Origin of the sequence: Bradyrhizobium sp. WSM3983 (assembly GCF_000473045.1) — a bacterium.
In the GTDB taxonomy this organism is placed as follows: Bacteria; Pseudomonadota; Alphaproteobacteria; order Rhizobiales; family Xanthobacteraceae; genus Bradyrhizobium.
Map to the genome: position 1 here is coordinate 112,499 of NZ_AXAY01000023.1, position 14,275 is coordinate 126,773.

14 protein-coding genes and 1 pseudogene are annotated in these 14,275 nt (G+C 62.6%); 6 read left to right on the plus strand and 9 right to left on the minus strand.

From position 1 onward, the window contains the following. Nucleotides 1-9: 9 nt before the first annotated feature. From YUA_RS0127390 to YUA_RS0127405, 4 genes are read right to left on the minus strand one after another with little or no spacing between them, the layout of a single operon-like run. Nucleotides 10-990 (minus strand): xanthine dehydrogenase family protein subunit M, encoded by a 981-nt coding sequence (locus tag YUA_RS0127390; protein ID WP_027533576.1) that lies wholly within the window; start codon nucleotides 988-990, stop codon nucleotides 10-12. Continuing rightward, entirely contained in the window at nucleotides 987-1,631 is a 645-nt protein-coding gene (locus YUA_RS0127395) for a 2Fe-2S iron-sulfur cluster-binding protein (protein ID WP_027533577.1), read from the minus strand. Before YUA_RS0127395 ends, YUA_RS0127390 begins: the two co-directional genes overlap by 4 nt. A 53-nt stretch (nucleotides 1,632-1,684) precedes the next feature. Further along, nucleotides 1,685-2,092: a cupin domain-containing protein gene (locus tag YUA_RS45180; RefSeq protein ID WP_051383398.1), complete on the minus strand. Its 408-nt coding sequence runs from the start codon at nucleotides 2,090-2,092 to the stop codon at nucleotides 1,685-1,687. Next, nucleotides 2,089-3,081: an aldo/keto reductase gene (locus YUA_RS0127405; protein ID WP_027533578.1), complete on the minus strand. Its 993-nt coding sequence runs from the start codon at nucleotides 3,079-3,081 to the stop codon at nucleotides 2,089-2,091. The genes YUA_RS45180 and YUA_RS0127405 overlap by 4 nt, the downstream gene beginning before the upstream one ends. A gap of 429 nt (nucleotides 3,082-3,510) precedes the next feature. On the opposite strand from YUA_RS0127405, the gene YUA_RS51885 reads away from it, so the two are divergent. Then, nucleotides 3,511-3,909, plus strand: coding sequence for a hypothetical protein (locus YUA_RS51885; protein WP_156947264.1), 399 nt, complete (start codon nucleotides 3,511-3,513; stop codon nucleotides 3,907-3,909). Nucleotides 3,910-4,152: 243 nt separating this feature from the next. On the opposite strand, the gene YUA_RS0127415 is transcribed toward YUA_RS51885, so the two are convergent. Continuing rightward, entirely contained in the window at nucleotides 4,153-4,398 is a 246-nt protein-coding gene (locus YUA_RS0127415) for a hypothetical protein (RefSeq protein WP_027533580.1), read from the minus strand. A 344-nt stretch (nucleotides 4,399-4,742) separates the two neighbouring features. Continuing rightward, nucleotides 4,743-5,675 carry an NAD(P)-dependent oxidoreductase gene (locus YUA_RS0127420; RefSeq protein ID WP_051383399.1) on the minus strand — a complete coding sequence of 311 codons (933 nt, stop codon included), beginning with the start codon at nucleotides 5,673-5,675 and terminating at the stop codon, nucleotides 4,743-4,745. A 402-nt stretch (nucleotides 5,676-6,077) separates the two neighbouring features. Between YUA_RS0127420 and YUA_RS0127425 the strand changes: the two genes are divergently transcribed. Next, nucleotides 6,078-6,758 carry a response regulator transcription factor gene (locus YUA_RS0127425; RefSeq protein WP_027533582.1) on the plus strand — a complete coding sequence of 227 codons (681 nt, stop codon included), beginning with the start codon at nucleotides 6,078-6,080 and terminating at the stop codon, nucleotides 6,756-6,758. A 59-nt stretch (nucleotides 6,759-6,817) separates the two neighbouring features. Continuing rightward, nucleotides 6,818-8,155, plus strand: a pseudogene (locus tag YUA_RS52735) (sensor histidine kinase); the annotation flags it as partial. A gap of 66 nt (nucleotides 8,156-8,221) precedes the next feature. Here YUA_RS52735 and YUA_RS51900 read toward each other — a convergent pair. The 3 genes from YUA_RS51900 to YUA_RS0127445 are packed head-to-tail and all read right to left on the minus strand — an operon-like array spanning nucleotide 8,222 to nucleotide 10,622. Beyond that, nucleotides 8,222-8,878 carry a cytochrome family protein gene (locus tag YUA_RS51900; protein ID WP_245285271.1) on the minus strand — a complete coding sequence of 219 codons (657 nt, stop codon included), beginning with the start codon at nucleotides 8,876-8,878 and terminating at the stop codon, nucleotides 8,222-8,224. Continuing rightward, the gene (locus YUA_RS0127440) at nucleotides 8,833-10,176 is read right to left on the minus strand and encodes a sorbosone dehydrogenase family protein (RefSeq protein ID WP_051383400.1); all 1,344 of its coding nucleotides are present in this window, start codon (nucleotides 10,174-10,176) and stop codon (nucleotides 8,833-8,835) included. The genes YUA_RS51900 and YUA_RS0127440 overlap by 46 nt, the downstream gene beginning before the upstream one ends. Beyond that, entirely contained in the window at nucleotides 10,173-10,622 is a 450-nt protein-coding gene (locus tag YUA_RS0127445) for a DUF2231 domain-containing protein (protein ID WP_027533585.1), read from the minus strand. The genes YUA_RS0127440 and YUA_RS0127445 overlap by 4 nt, the downstream gene beginning before the upstream one ends. A gap of 309 nt (nucleotides 10,623-10,931) precedes the next feature. Between YUA_RS0127445 and fdhD the strand changes: the two genes are divergently transcribed. The 3 genes from fdhD (at nucleotide 10,932) to cydB (ending at nucleotide 14,195) form a co-directional block, all read left to right on the plus strand. Next, nucleotides 10,932-11,681, plus strand: a complete 750-nt coding sequence (gene fdhD / locus YUA_RS0127450) for a formate dehydrogenase accessory sulfurtransferase FdhD (RefSeq protein WP_245285272.1) — start codon at nucleotides 10,932-10,934, stop codon at nucleotides 11,679-11,681. A gap of 115 nt (nucleotides 11,682-11,796) precedes the next feature. Further along, on the plus strand, nucleotides 11,797-13,206 hold the full coding sequence (locus YUA_RS0127455) for a cytochrome ubiquinol oxidase subunit I (RefSeq protein WP_027533587.1): 1,410 nt from the start codon (nucleotides 11,797-11,799) through the stop codon (nucleotides 13,204-13,206). Between the two features lie 2 nt (nucleotides 13,207-13,208). Beyond that, the gene (gene cydB, locus YUA_RS0127460) at nucleotides 13,209-14,195 is read left to right on the plus strand and encodes a cytochrome d ubiquinol oxidase subunit II (protein WP_027533588.1); all 987 of its coding nucleotides are present in this window, start codon (nucleotides 13,209-13,211) and stop codon (nucleotides 14,193-14,195) included. Nucleotides 14,196-14,275 lie beyond the last annotated feature (80 nt).

Below are 14,275 nucleotides of genomic sequence, written 5' to 3' on the forward strand. Positions count from 1 at the left end.
TGGATTCCCTCAGATGCGGGTGATCTCGCCGAGCACAGCATGCAGGGTGCGGCGGGTCAGCGGGATCTTGAAATCATTGGCGCCGGCCCCACGCGCGCCCTCCAGAGCCGCATCCGCGGCTGCATCGAACGATCTGGCGCCGACAGCTTCATTCGTGAGGCGTTGTTCGGCGGCGGCGATGCGCCACGGCTTGGGAGCAACACCACCGAAAGCGAGCCGCGCCGAGCGAATTCGTCCGCGAACGCTGTCGACGATGGCAGCCACCGAAACTAGCGCAAAAGCGTAGGACGCACGGTCGCGCACCTTTCGATAGACCTGCACGCCCGGAGGCGGCGGAGGCAGTGTTACCGCCGTGACGATCTCGCCTGATGCCAGAGCCGATTCGACTTCCGGCGTACGGCCAGGAAGTCGCTGGAAGTCGGCTATCGGGATTGCGCGGGTTCGGCCTTCGTGATCGGTCGTCTCGACTTTTGCATCGAGTGCCCGCATGGCGACGGCCATGTCCGACGGATGGGTCGCGATGCACGCCTCGCTACCGCCCAGAATCGCATGAATCCGGTTGAAGCCAGCAAGCGCCGAACAGCCCGAGCCGGGTACGCGCTTGTTGCAGGGCTTTGTGATGTCATAGAAGTAATAGCAGCGCGTCCGCTGCAACAAGTTGCCAGCAGTCGTCGCTTTGTTGCGCAATTGCGCGCTCGCTCCGGCGAGCAGGGCACGGCTCAGCACGCCATAGTGTTGCCGCACCCGCGGATCTGCCGCGAGATCGCTGTTGCGGACCAGGGCGCCGATGCGCAGGCCGCCCTCCGAGGTCTCCTCGATCTTGTCGAGCGGGAGCCGGTTGATGTCCACCAGGGCCGACGGCGTCTCCACCTGCAGCTTCATGAGATCAAGCAGGTTGGTGCCGCCGGCGATGATCTTGAAACCTGGCTTGTTCGCGGTTGCGGCCGCATCTGCAAGCGATCGTGCGCGGCCATAGGAAAATGCTTTCACGTCTGTTCTCCCATCGCCTGTTTGATCGCCGCGACGATGTTCGGATAAGCGGCACAGCGGCAGATATTCCCGCTCATCCGCTCACGAATCTCATTGTCGCTCAGTTCGGTCAGCGGCTGAATGAGATCGGCAGTCACGTAGCTAGGCATGCCTTCGCGGCTCTCGGCGAGCATGCCGACGGCGGAGCAGATCTGGCCGGAGGTGCAGTAGCCGCATTGATACCCGTCGTGCTCGACGAATGCCGCCTGCATCGGATGCAAATCCTGGTCGAAGGCGAGACCCTCGACAGTGGTGATCGACTGGCCGTCATGCATGACTGCGAGCGTGAGACAAGAATTGACGCGGCGTCCGTCGACCAGCACGGTGCAGGCGCCGCATTGGCCGTGATCGCATCCCTTCTTCGTGCCGGTGAGCGTCAGATGCTCGCGCAAGGCGTCGAGTAGCGTCGTGCGGGGATCGAGCGCCAGAGTGTGCGCATGGCCATTGACCAGAAGCTCGATCGATGCCGGGGTGCGGTCAGCCTGATCGGGCTCGCTGGCAAGTACTCCATGCGGGAGGCTGCTCAATAGGAGCGCAGTGGTTCCGGTCTCGATGACCGTCCGGCGCGTGACTTCCACGTTTGGAAAAATGGATTCGTCCATGTCTGTTCCGTAGTGCAGGGCGGATCAAGAACGTCGGGAGCAGGTCGCCTGGCTCATGACCAGAACCCGTCCGGCAGATTGACGACGATAGGCACAGGCGTGCTGCGCACGACGACCCACCGGAAAGGGATCAGCCGGGACGGGTTGATCTCCAGATGCGGAAGAAAGGCGGGCACGTGAATGAAGTCGCCGGCCTTCGCGCGTCCGGAGAATTCGCCCCTCTCGCCCCAGCGAATTTCACAGCGACCGAACAGGACGAACGCGATGGTGTCCTGTTCCCCGTGGTGGTGGATTCCGGTTCGGGCGCCCGGTTCGACTTCGAAGAGGCCGCCCCAGATGGTCGAGCTGATGCCCAGCGACGGCCCGATCGCGGCAAAACGCTGGGAGCCGGAGGTTTGGGCCGTCGTCGCGTCGAAGCGCTCCCGGCTAACGATTTGGATTGCAGATCGCGTGTGCATCATGCCAGCTCCCGTGCCGGAGGGGCCATGAATTCGGGACCGATGGGATCCCTCACCGTCTCCTGAAGAATGCGATCAATCTCCGCCATGGCTTGCGTATCGATCCGCCATCCGAGCACGCCGGCGATCGGCGAGAGCTGCTCGGCGCGCCGGGCACCCCACAGCGCGATATTGCGCGCGCCCCGATCCAGCACCCAGCGCGCTGCCAGATGGATCACCCGCCTGCCGAAATTGTCTCGCGCGAACCGGTCGAGCCGTTCGACGGCATCAAGATATTGCTGAAAGCGCGGCGATTGAAACTTGGGGTCGCTCTTCCTGAGGTCGTCGCCGGTGAAGTGGCTCGATATGGACATGCTGCCGGACAGAAGGCCACGGCACAGCGAACCATAGGCGAGCAGGGCGATCTTGTTCTCGCTGCAATAGGGCAGGATGTCCTGCTCGATGGCGCGTTCGAATAGATTGTAAGGCGGCTGGGCCGCATGGAGCGGCGCCACCTTCCGGAACTGATCCATCTGCGCCGGACTGAAATTGCTGACGCCGACGGCGCGAATCTTTCCGTCGCGATGCAGCGCGGCAATCGCTTCGGCGGTTTCAGCAATGGGCGTGCGCGGATCGGGCCAATGGACCTGGTAGAGATCGATGACATCGGTGCGAAGCCGTCGTAGCGAATTCTCGACCTCCTCGACGATGCGTGCCTTGCTGGCGTTGCGGAACGGCTTGCCGTTCGTCCAGTCCAGTCCAACCTTTGTGGCGATCACGGCCTTCCAGCGGCGACCGCCGGCGATGGCCTTACCGACGATTTCCTCCGAGCGTCCGAATCCGTAGACGGGCGCGGTATCGATCAAGTTGATTCCGCCGTCGAGCGCTTCCTGGATCGTCTCGATGGCATCGTTTTCGTCGGTCCCGCCCCACATCCAGCCACCGATCGCCCACGTCCCGAGTGCGACGCGGGACACGCGGATCGACGCGCCGGGGATGTCGACAAATTCCATGTTTCTTCTCTGGGCAATGTTCATTGCTGCTCCTGTTGCTCTGCGCCCATTTGGATTGCACGAGACGAAGCCGGGAGTCGCCGCGCGAGCCGATGTCGCTGCGATTCGGTGGCTGCCTGTCTCTGGAGGCCAGCGGACTGCAAAGCAGGTCGGTCACGCTGAATGGGCGACTTTGTCGTGTGGGAGGTATTGCCGCTGGCAACACCCCGCCATTAAATTGGACTTCAGACTCGTCACGTTGACTTGAGGCTCTTGATTGGAGCCGCGACCGGTCCGGATGGCGCAAGCGGATCCGGACCGAAGGCAGGCGGACTAGCTGCAGCTCAGCGGCAAGGGCTGATCGGGATGCAGGACGTACCAGTCGTAGCAGTCGGAATCGCCGTAATAGTAGCCGTAGCCCGGCGCGTATCTTCCGTGGCGATGCATGGCATGGTCATGGAAGCCGGTACTATCCGCATGGGGATGATCACCGAGGCCAGCATGGTCGCCGCCGAGCCGGCCCATGTTGCCATGCATTGCCATGCTGCCGACATGAACGCCTCCACCGAAGCCTCCCACATGGCCACCGCCAAAACCGCCGACGTGCGCACCGCCGCCGAAACCACCCATGTGGCCGCCACCGCCGAAGCCGCCGCCGTGACCTCCGCCACCTCCGCCGCCTCCGCCGCCACGTGCATCGGCTGCGCCGACTGCCATTGTAGAGGCAAGCGCGGCTGTGGCCAAAATCATCAACACTCGTTTCATCAGAACACTCCTTTTGACTCGAAGCTTTGCCGGTCGACGCTCGATCCGTGCGTTGTTGTGCAACCGGGCCTTCGCGATATCTGAAAGAGTAGGAATGCTCGACGGCCGATCCGGTAAGTCTGCCTTCACAACAACCGGAATGCCGTTCGGCTCGCGGGAAGTTGAGGGCGCGCGATCAATAGCGCCCGGTCACTGCATGCGAAATGATCAAGAAAAAGCAGGCTGGACGCGGATTCCAGCCCGCTTTTGTCGAAGCGGTGATCGGCCGGCCTCTTAGCACAGAAGCGAGAGCAGAGCCGTCGATCAGACCGAAGCAGAGTACGTGGATTAGAACGCACCGGTGCCCGGTTCGCAGGGAACGTTGCTGCCGGTCCACGGCGGCGTTGCGAACGCGCCGACGCGGGGCGCCGGAACGCAGGCACGGTGAGCCCAGTAGAACGGCGCGCCCGGGGCCGCGGCATTGGCTTCCACGGCGGTCCGTCGGGCAAGGCTGGCGCTTTCGCGCGCCATGGCAGGCGTCGCGAGCATTGCCACCGCAATCAGGCCAGTCGACAGCAGCTTGAGATTCGTCATTGATCTTCTCCGTTGAAAAGCAGTAGGCCGGGTGAAAGCGTGGCCCGTCCGAGCAAGTGGGACGGATCACGGATGAGCCAAACGCACGAAACGCTCACACGCATTCAAGCGAGCGTGACCTGCGGAGTAGCAGAAACGGAATCGCATCAGCGTCCCCGTGCGGCCGCGTCTCGAAGACGTCGTTCGATTGAAGGGACAGCAGCGCGCGAGCATTCGAGTGGCCGCGCAAGGGAGCACAGAGGGCAGGATCATTGAGCCCGCTATCCGCGCGGGGCGAGATTGAGCGTGGCGGCACGAGGCAGGTTCTTGGCAAGCGCACGACGTCGCCGCGCGAACCGGCGCGCCTACAGCCCGGCTTCCTCCGAAGACACCATCCCCAGCGCCGTCCAGTCGAGCCCGCCGTGGCCGCGAGCAATACCCGTGATCAAGCGGTCGCGAACGACACCGACCGATGGCATAGGCGCACTGGCCAGTTCCGCCTCCGCGAGAGCCAGTCGCACGTCCTTGAGCGCCAGCGGCATGGTCAGCCCGGGCTGATAGTTCTGCGCGATGAGCCGCCGACCATAATTTCTGTGAACCCGGCTGTCGAACATCGTGCCGGTCATGATGTCCACGAACTGTTGCGGGTCCTGTCCTCGCTTTCGCAGCACGGTCACGATTTCTCCGAGGACCTCAAGCGTTGTCGCGGTCATCATGTTGCCGAGCAGCTTGATCAGATTGGCCTGCGCGGGATCCGTGCCGATGACGAAGGTCTGTCCCAGGGAATCCGTCACCAGCCGGCAACGTTCGCAGGACGCCGGGTCGCCGGCCACGATGACGGCGAGCTGGCGGGCTCTCGCGGCGTCGGGGTTGCCGAACACGGGGGCTGCAACATAGCCTTGCCCGCGACGCTCATGCTCGAGCAGAAACTCGGTCGAGGCCGCGGTGCTGATGGTACTCATCGACAGATGGACCGCCCCGGGTCGCAGCGAATCCGATAATCCGAATTTACCAAACAAGACGTTCCGCACCGCAGCGTCATCGGGCAGCATGGTGATGATGATGTCGCTGTCGAACAGGTCCGGCCGGCGGGTCGTGACCGCTATGCCGAGAGCCTGAAGGTCGCCGATGCGCTCCGGCCGGCGCACAAAGGCGCATACGTTGTGACCGTCCGCGGCGAGATTGGCTGCCATGGCGGTCCCCATCAGGCCGAGCCCGACGAATCCGACCTTGGCCGACATCCGCGGATCACCCAACAGATTGCCATTCGTGCTCCGGTCGTCGGCGGTGTCCAGCATGGCGGCTCGCTCCCTCGTTCGCTCAACGAAAAAAGTAAGAAGCCCCCTGGCCGATGTCGTCTAAAATCGGATTCAGTGTTGCGGGGCGAGGGGTCTTTCGGCGGAGCCGTGCGGCGTCGGGCAGGCATGTGCCGGCTGGTTTCCGGTCCGCTAAGCTCCCTAAAATGCTATTTAATGGCAGCGCCCGGGCGGAGAGTTTATGTCTTTGGCCGAGGGCCCTGCCGCGCTTTGCCAAGGCGGCGTGCTGATCCGAAGTGGACGGCGCCAGGCCAACGAACGGGATAGCGCAGCCCGGCTTATTCCAACTCGGCTATCGAACGGTGGCTTATGACTTTGCCAACAAGCCAGCATATGATTTCCCACCGGCCGGCCGGGCAATTTGGCACACCTGAGATCGAGTTGATGATGAAGGTTCTTCTGATCGAAGACGACGCCGGAACGGCCGAGGAGATCCTGGCCGAACTGAGCGAGCTCGGGTTCGATGTCAAGTGGGCATCGAACGGAATCGATGGCCTCGACAAGGCCCGCGCGCTGGATCCCGATGTTCTGATCGTGGATCGCATGTTGCCCGGCATGGACGGTCTGACGATCATCGAGGCGCTGCGCAAGGAGCAGGTGGGTACCCCGGTCTTGGTGCTGAGCGCGCTCGGTGCCGTCGATGATCGGGTGCGCGGCCTGCGCAGCGGCGGAGACGACTATCTGACGAAGCCGTTTGCCATCGTGGAGCTCATCGCGAGAATAGAAGCTCTGCTTCGTCGTCCGGCTGACAGCCGCGGGACGAGCCTGCGCGTCGGCGCGCTTGAGCTCGACCTGATCGAGCGCACCGCCCGGCGCGGCGAGCGTGAGATCGATTTGTTGCCGCGTGAATTCCGCCTCCTTGAATACATGATGCGGCGTAGCGATCAACTGCTGACCCGCGCAATGCTGCTCGAAGAGGTCTGGAGCTACAAGTTCGTTCCGGCGACGACCAATCTGGTCGATGTGCACATGGGACGTTTGCGGCACAAGGTCGACGGTCCCGGTGAAGTGCAGATGATCCACAATGTCCGGGGCTCCGGTTTCATTCTGCGGGCGCAGCAATAGAAGGACCGGCGCCGTGACCCGGCGATTGGACGACGTAGCAACAGCAACCGGCCAGATCGATGCGCCAGCTCATACGCTCAAATACCTTCCGGTGGGCTACGGCTGTGGCCGTCGTCTTCGCCATCTTCATGATCGCGATATTCGGCTTTATCTACTGGAAGATCGACGGTTATCTGATCTCGCGTTCCGATCGGATGATCGCCCAACAGCTCAATTTCATGGCCGCCCTGCCGCGCGATCGGCGCGCTGATGCGATTGCGGACCATCTTGGCCAGGACTCCCGTGGCGTGCAGTATGCGGGATTGTTCGATCCTGCCGGCAATCGGCTTGCGGGCAATCTCAGGGAGGTGCCGCACGGCTTCAGGATCGATGGCGGGGCGCAAGCTGCGAAGGCTTCGCGAATTGGCCAATCGCCGAGTGGCGATCCGCTGATCCGGGCTGTCGGCCGGCATCTGGACAATGGCGATGTCCTCCTGCTTGGACGCAATGTCGACGAGACCCGCGAGATTTCGACCGTCGTGGGCCAGGCCCTCGCACTGGGGCTGCTGCCGACGCTCTGCCTTTGCCTGTTGGCGGGCGTCTGGCTGAGCGTGCGCGCGCAAAGGCGCGTCGAGGAGGTCAATGAGCGGGTTCAGCGCATCATCGCCGGCGACCTTAGTGAGCGTCTCCCCGATCGAAAAGTAGACGATCCGTTCTCCAGACTCGCTGCGATCGTGAATGGCATGCTCGATGAGATGGAGGCGATGATCAACGCGCTCGCCGGCGTCGGTAACGACATCGCGCACGATCTGCGAACTCCGCTGACGCGTGCCCGTTTGTCTCTGGAGCGCGGGCGCACCCATGCCACCACCCTGGAACAGCTTCAGGTGGTTACGGACAAGGCGATCGGAGGCATTGATCAGTCCCTCGCGATCATCACCGCTCTCCTGCGACTGACGGAGATTGAGAATAGCCGGCGTTCGGCCGGGTTCGGCAACGTTGCGCTTCATGAAATCCTGCGGGAGGTGTGTGACGTCTACGAGCCGATCGCTGAAGACAAAAGCATCGAGCTTGGCGTGGATATCGACCGCAAGCTGCACGTCTGGGGGGACCGGGATCTTCTATTCGAGGCTGTGGCGAATCTCGTCGACAACGCGATCAAGTTCACGCCGGCCGGCGGGAAGGTCGGCCTGGAGCTCTTGCGGAGCGATCAGGAGACCACCGTGTGCGTCACCGACACGGGACCGGGCGTCGGCGAACAGGAGCGTGAAGCCGTGCTGCGGCGATTCTATCGCTCCGACAAGATGCGCAATACGCCGGGTGTCGGGCTCGGACTTAGCCTGGTGACGGCCATCGTAAAGCTGCATGGCTTCCGGCTGGTCATCCATCCCGGTTCCGGAGGCCGGATCGAGGTCGTCTGTCCGGACAAGGCAAACGGACCGAACCTGCCGCCAAGATGATCGAGCATCCGGGAAGACGTGGCGCTACGGTGCAGCTTTCTCGAAGATCAGGTCAGGTTGAGACGCGCCGGCTGGGCGGCCAATCACCACCGTGCCGTGATTCAGCGCCTGGTGGCAGGAATTGCAGGCATCGCTGAGCGCGTCATAGGCCCTGCCAAACTCCGCATTGTCTTTTCGGTCGATCGCACCCTTCAGTGCCTCGAGCGGTTGTCCGGTGACGGACTCGATCATCTCGGGAAACGGAGTGTTCTCTGCGACCGGATGCGCGCGTCCGAGCCGACCGAACGCTCCGCGGAGATTGCCCAGCTCGTAATCGGCAAAATCCCAGTCACCGGACTGCTCGGCGCGCCATATCCGCTCGTGCCGAGGCTGAATCGTGCCGATCATCAGATCGCTGATGCTCGGCAGATATGTCACCGGTTGCGTGGGGGAGGTGCTCGCAGCACCGGCATGAGCTCCGGGCAGGCGCACAAAGGCGGCTGTTAGCAGGATCACAATGGACGCTGACAGCAGACCGAGCGCCAACGAACTTTTCGACACGGCGGAGAACGGAGCAAGGTTCATGGCGGCTGTTCCGAATGGCAGACCGAGAAAGGAAGAGCGGGCCCGGCAGTCCGGGCTCGCCCAGTCGCTCGCTACGAGGCCGGCTTTGCAGCAGCGCTGGTCGACGAGACGCGCCACACCGTGTTGCCGACGTCATCAGCAATGAGCAGCGCGCCGGTCCGGTCGACGGCAAGGCCGACCGGTCTGCCGTGGGTGTGGTTGTCCGCGTCAAGAAAGCCGGTGACGACATCCTGCGCAGGCCCGGACGGCTTTCCGTCCTTGAAGGGTACGAAGACCACCTTATAGCCGTTGAGCGGTGTTCGATCCCAGCTGCCGTGCTCTCCGACGAAGGCGCCGCTTTCGTACTTCGCGGGCAGGCCATGGCCGGCGGACATGACGAATCCCAGAGGAGCCACGTGTGAGCTGAGCGCGTAGTCGGGCACGGTCGCCCTGGCCACGAGATCGGGCCGTTGCGGTTGAACGCGAGGATCGAGATGCCGGCCGTAATAGCTGTAGGGCCATCCGTAAAAGCCGCCGTCCTGCACGGAGGTGAGATAGTCCGGCACCAGGTCGGGACCGATCTCATCGCGTTCGTTAGCGATCGCCCAGAGCTTGCCGGTGATCGGCTCCCGCTGCAGGCCTGTCGGGTTGCGCAAGCCGCTGGCGAAGATGCGATGTGCGCCGGTCGCGCGGTCAACTTCCCAGATGGCGGCGCGCTCATACTCGGCCTGAAGGCCGTTTTCCGCGATATTGCTGTTCGAGCCGACACCGACGTAGAGCTTGGATCCGTCGGGGCTTGCAAGAAGGCTCTTGGTCCAATGATGATCGATCGGGCCGCCCGGCAGATCGGTCAGCTTGGTGCCCTCAGTGGTAATGCTGGTCTGTCCGTCCTGATACTGATAGCGCATGATCGCATCCGTGTTCGCGACATAGAGATCGTGGCCGACCAGCGCTATGCCGAACGGAGAATTGAGGTGATCCAGAAACACCGTTCGCAGGTCGGGAATGCCATCGCCGTTGGTGTCGCGGAGCAGCGTAATCCGGTTTGCATCTTTTGCCTTGGCGCCGGCGAACCACTGCACCACGCCGGTGACCAGATCCTTGGGACGGAAGATCGGCGGCTTGGGACCATTGCTCTCGACGACCAGCACGTCGCCGTTCGGCAGGGCGTACACCGATCTCGGATGCTGGAATCCTGTAGCAAGTGCATGGACCTGCAGCCCCTGCTGCACCTTGGGCGTTTCGGAGCCCCACACTACCGGGGTCGCAATCCGGATCGGTGGCAACAGATATTGATGCAGCGCCGGCAGCACCGGATTGGCGCCGATCTGCAGCTTCGGGTCACCTCCGATGTCATTACAGCCGGCCAGACCCAGCCCTGCGACTGCGGCCATGATGGCCGCAACGCGCGGCAGGCTCGTCTTCACGTCAATCATGCCTTTGCTCCGATGCGATAGCGGTTGGTCAGCGCCCAGCCCGGGAAGATTGCGACAAGCAGCAGAACGAGGACGACGCCCGAGAGAGTCAGCCCCGTCGGGACGATCGCGGTGTAGCCATCGCGGCTGTGAATCAGGACATTGAAAATGGACAATACGACCCCCGACGCATAGGCAAGTGCGCGGATCCATGCCGGTCGCTGGCGACGAAAGAGATCGATCACCGCGGCCAACGCGACGAACGCGCCCATGATCAACCCCGCCGCGATCAGCCAGACGGAGAACCGGTACCACATCACCTCTGCGGTCCGCCAATATGCCAGGTCGGTCACGAATGCCGCCGCGAAGTAGGCCACCGGAAATGGCACCAGCATCTGGTGAATAGGTCGTCTGCGCACCACGATCGGTGATCGACCGGTGAGGGCAGTGCTTTCCGGCTTCGTCATGCTCGTGCGCTCCGTGAGTTTGCTGTTCTTGCGCCCAGACGGGCGATCGGTCCGGCCCTGTCGGCCTGCCTCCAATGTCGTCGTCCAGCGTCGAATGATTTTTCGAGTTCGCACGAAGCAGGACAAACCTTTCGTGCCTGCCGTGCAATCAAGAAAAAGCGGCCGCGGCGCGAAGACATCTGTCGGAAGGCGAGCCTATCTGAGCGAGGACGCTACCAGCAAGGAGCCGCAATGATTCCCAATGGTTCGCTTCAGCAGCGCGCAAAGCTGCTATGGCGTGGTGGAAACCCGACACTTTCATCGAGATGTGTGGCCGAAGAGAGGGCGATTGCTCTGACTTTCGGGGGATCCACCAACGCGGTGATGATGGCTACGCCGGCCGACCTGGAGGATTTCGGATTTGGTTTTGCCCTGACCGAAGGGATTATCCAGCACGTGGACGAGATTACCAGCATCGAGATCGTGCAGGGCAGCCTCGGGATCGAGGTCCAGATGTGGCTCGACGGATGTCGGGCGGACGCGCTCACCGCGCGTCGCCGGGCCATGACCGGCCCGGTTGGCTGCGGATTGTGCGGGATCGAAAGCCTGGAGCAGGCCTGTCCGGCGCCACCGCGTGTATCAAGCATGGTGACCCTTCGCTCGCGCGACCTGTTGCATGCCATGAGCGCGCTCGCACCCTTGCAGGAGCTCAATGAGAAGACACGTGGCGTGCACGCCGCGGCCTTCTGGCAACCGCAGAAGGGCATAGCACTGGTGCGGGAGGATGTCGGCCGTCACAACGCGCTCGACAAGCTCGCCGGTGCGCTCATGCGGGAGAACTTAGCCCGGACAGGCGGTGCGATCCTCCTGACGAGCCGCGTGTCGGTCGAGATGGTTCAAAAGACCGCGCGAATCGGCGCTCCGGTCCTCGTCGCGGTCTCGGCGCCGACCTCGCTCGCGATCGAGACGGCCGATCGGGCTGGCATCACGCTGATCGCAGTTGCCCGCGCGGATGGATATGAGATCTTCACCCACCCCGACCGCCTCGTCTTCTCGGATTGTCCGACCATCGCCACGTGAAGTCTGCGCGTGCAAATGCGCAAAATCCATTCGCTCCGGAAAAGAGGGTCTTGGAGCGATCCCCATCTGCACGAAAGCGATCAACGCGAGGCCCGTGAGGGGAAGGATGGCTCACATGGATGCAACGGCGCTTCTGCTGTCGCGGATACAGTTCGGCTTCACCATTTCGTTTCACATCATCTTCCCGGCCTTCACGATCGGTCTTGCGGCCTGGCTGACAGTCCTCGAAGCAATGCACATGCGAACGGGACGTCCGGTCCATCAGGCACTATTCGAATTCTGGCTCAAGATCTTCGGCGTCGCCTTCGGCATGGGCGTCGTCTCGGGCGTGGTTATGGGATTCCAGTTCGGGACGAACTGGAGCGTCCTGGCCAAGATGTCCGGGCCGATCCAGGGGCCGTTGCTGTCCTACGAGACGTTCACGGCGTTCATGCTAGAGGCCAGCTTCTTCGGAGTCCTCGTGTTCGGACGCAAGCGGGTGCCGCCGTGGTTCTATCTTTTCTCTACCGCGATGGTGTCGCTCGGGACCACATTGTCCGCCTTCTGGATCATGACCAACAACAGTTGGATGCAGGTACCGGTCGGCTATGTGATCCAGAACGGCGACTTCGTACCGGACGACTGGGCCAAGATCATCTTCAATTCGGTCGTATGGTCGCGCTTTCCCCACATGCTGCTGGCCGCTTATCTCACCGGTGCATTCTGTGTCGCCGCGACCGGCGCATGGTACGTGTTGCGCGGCGACAACTACGCGGAGTCAAGGGTGATGTTGCGGATGGGACTGTTCCTCGCAGCGCTTGTCATCCCCCTCCAGCTCCTGTTCGGCCATCTGGTCGGCGACTACGTTCACGACTACCAGCCGGCAAAGTTCGCGGCCATCGAGGGGCGCTGGCACGACGAGCAGCCCGCGAGCGAGGTGCTGATCGGCATTCCGGATCCGGCGACCGAGAGCAACAAATACGAAATCAAGGTGCCGATCCTCGGAAGCCTCATCGCCAGCTCGAGCCTGACCTCGAAAGAAGTGGGTTTGGCCGATTTCGCGCCGCAGGATCGCCCGCCGGTGCTGATCCCGTTCGTCACGTTCCGCATCATGGTCGGCTGCGGGCTGATCATGCTCGCGCTCGCTTGGTTTGGGTCCTATCTGAGCATCAAGCGGCGATTGCGCAGAAACCGTGCCATGCTTTGGGCAATCTTCCTCAGCTTTCCGCTTCCGTTCATCGCTATCCTGACCGGCTGGTATGTTGCCGAGGTGGGACGACAGCCCTGGGCGATTTACGGATTATTGCGGACCGCGGATGCCGTGACGCCGTTCCTGACGGCCCCGGCCGCGATGACCTCGCTCGTGCTGTTCGGAGCGGTTTATCTCTTCATCTTCTCCTTCGGCACATTCTACATCTACCGGCTCCTGCGCGCCGGTCCGACCCGCCTTGTCGCCACGCCACCGCATGGCGCCTCGCCAAATCGTCCGATGTCGCTCGCCGACCAGGACCTTATTCAGTCAGGTTACCGGACTGCAGGAGAATAGCGATGGTCTTGTTCTGGGTTGCACTTCTCGCCATCAGCATCATGATCTATCTCCTACTAGACGGATTCGATCTGGGCGTTGGCATGTTGTTTGGGATCGCTGGTAGCGAGGCGGATCGCGACACGATGCTCGACACCGTAGCGCCGGTCTGGGATGGCAATGAAACCTGGCTCGTCGTCGCCGGCGTGATCCTGTGGGGCGCGTTCCCGATCGTCTATGCCACGCTGCTGTCGGCGTTCTATTTGCCGGTCATCATCATGCTGCTTGGACTGATCCTGCGCGGTGTTGCCTTCGAATTCCGCCACCGGGCGGCGCGGTTCCGCTGGATTTGGGACGCGAGCTTCGTGGCCGGCTCGCTCGCGGCGAGCTTCATGCAGGGCGTGACGATCGGCGCCCTGGTGCAGGGCCTGAAGTTCACCGACGGCGTCTACGCCGGGGGCGTTTTCGGTTGGCTGAACTCGTTTTCCGTGCTTTGCGGCATCGGGTTGTGTCTTGGCTATGCGCTTCTGGGAGCCACCTGGCTGGTGCAAAAGTGCCAGTCGAGCGTTCGCGACACGGCGCGCCGCCAAATTCCGGTGCTGGCGGTTGCAGTCATGATGTTTCTCATTGCCGTGTTTGCCCACGCATTGATCGAGAACCTGCCGATCATGCATCGCTGGCTCGACCGCCCCTATCTCTTCATCTTTCCCGCGATCGGCGCGGTGGCCGCTGCTGTGCTCGCAAGCAGCATCCTGCATCGCAATGATCGCTGGCCGTTCGCCGCTGTCGCCGTCATCTTTGGCACGGCATTTGGAACGCTGGCGCTGTCCTTCTGGCCTTACATGATTCCCTTTGCCGTCACGATCGACCAGGCGGCAGCACCCCACGCGAGTCTCGCCTTCATGTTCTGGGGGGAGGGCCTCTTCGTCTTTCCCTTGATGGTCCTGTATGTCGCCATCGGTTATCGGGTGTTCCGAGGCAAGGTCGGAGGCCCCGCAGGACATTCGTAACCAGCGCGAGATCTCGTCCAGCGATCCGCTCTCGTGAATGTGCATGGTCATGGCGCCGGCGCAGCCTACCTGTAGCGGGG

Bases quoted from the DNA above. Each gene is read 5' to 3' on its own strand.
- YUA_RS0127455 (WP_027533587.1), top strand. From the start codon at position 11,797: ATGGATGCAACGGCGCTTCTGCTGTCGCGGATACAGTTCGGCTTCACC.
- cydB (WP_027533588.1), top strand. From the start codon at position 13,209: ATGGTCTTGTTCTGGGTTGCACTTCTCGCCATCAGCATCATGATCTAT.
- YUA_RS0127420 (WP_051383399.1), bottom strand. From the start codon at position 5,675: ATGCTGGACACCGCCGACGACCGGAGCACGAATGGCAATCTGTTGGGT.
- YUA_RS0127440 (WP_051383400.1), bottom strand. From the start codon at position 10,176: ATGATTGACGTGAAGACGAGCCTGCCGCGCGTTGCGGCCATCATGGCC.
- YUA_RS0127425 (WP_027533582.1), top strand. From the start codon at position 6,078: ATGATGAAGGTTCTTCTGATCGAAGACGACGCCGGAACGGCCGAGGAG.
- YUA_RS0127405 (WP_027533578.1), bottom strand. From the start codon at position 3,081: ATGGAATTTGTCGACATCCCCGGCGCGTCGATCCGCGTGTCCCGCGTC.
- YUA_RS0127445 (WP_027533585.1), bottom strand. From the start codon at position 10,622: ATGACGAAGCCGGAAAGCACTGCCCTCACCGGTCGATCACCGATCGTG.
- YUA_RS45180 (WP_051383398.1), bottom strand. From the start codon at position 2,092: ATGATGCACACGCGATCTGCAATCCAAATCGTTAGCCGGGAGCGCTTC.
- YUA_RS0127395 (WP_027533577.1), bottom strand. From the start codon at position 1,631: ATGGACGAATCCATTTTTCCAAACGTGGAAGTCACGCGCCGGACGGTC.
- YUA_RS0127415 (WP_027533580.1), bottom strand. From the start codon at position 4,398: ATGACGAATCTCAAGCTGCTGTCGACTGGCCTGATTGCGGTGGCAATG.
- YUA_RS51885 (WP_156947264.1), top strand. From the start codon at position 3,511: ATGGTCATGGAAGCCGGTACTATCCGCATGGGGATGATCACCGAGGCC.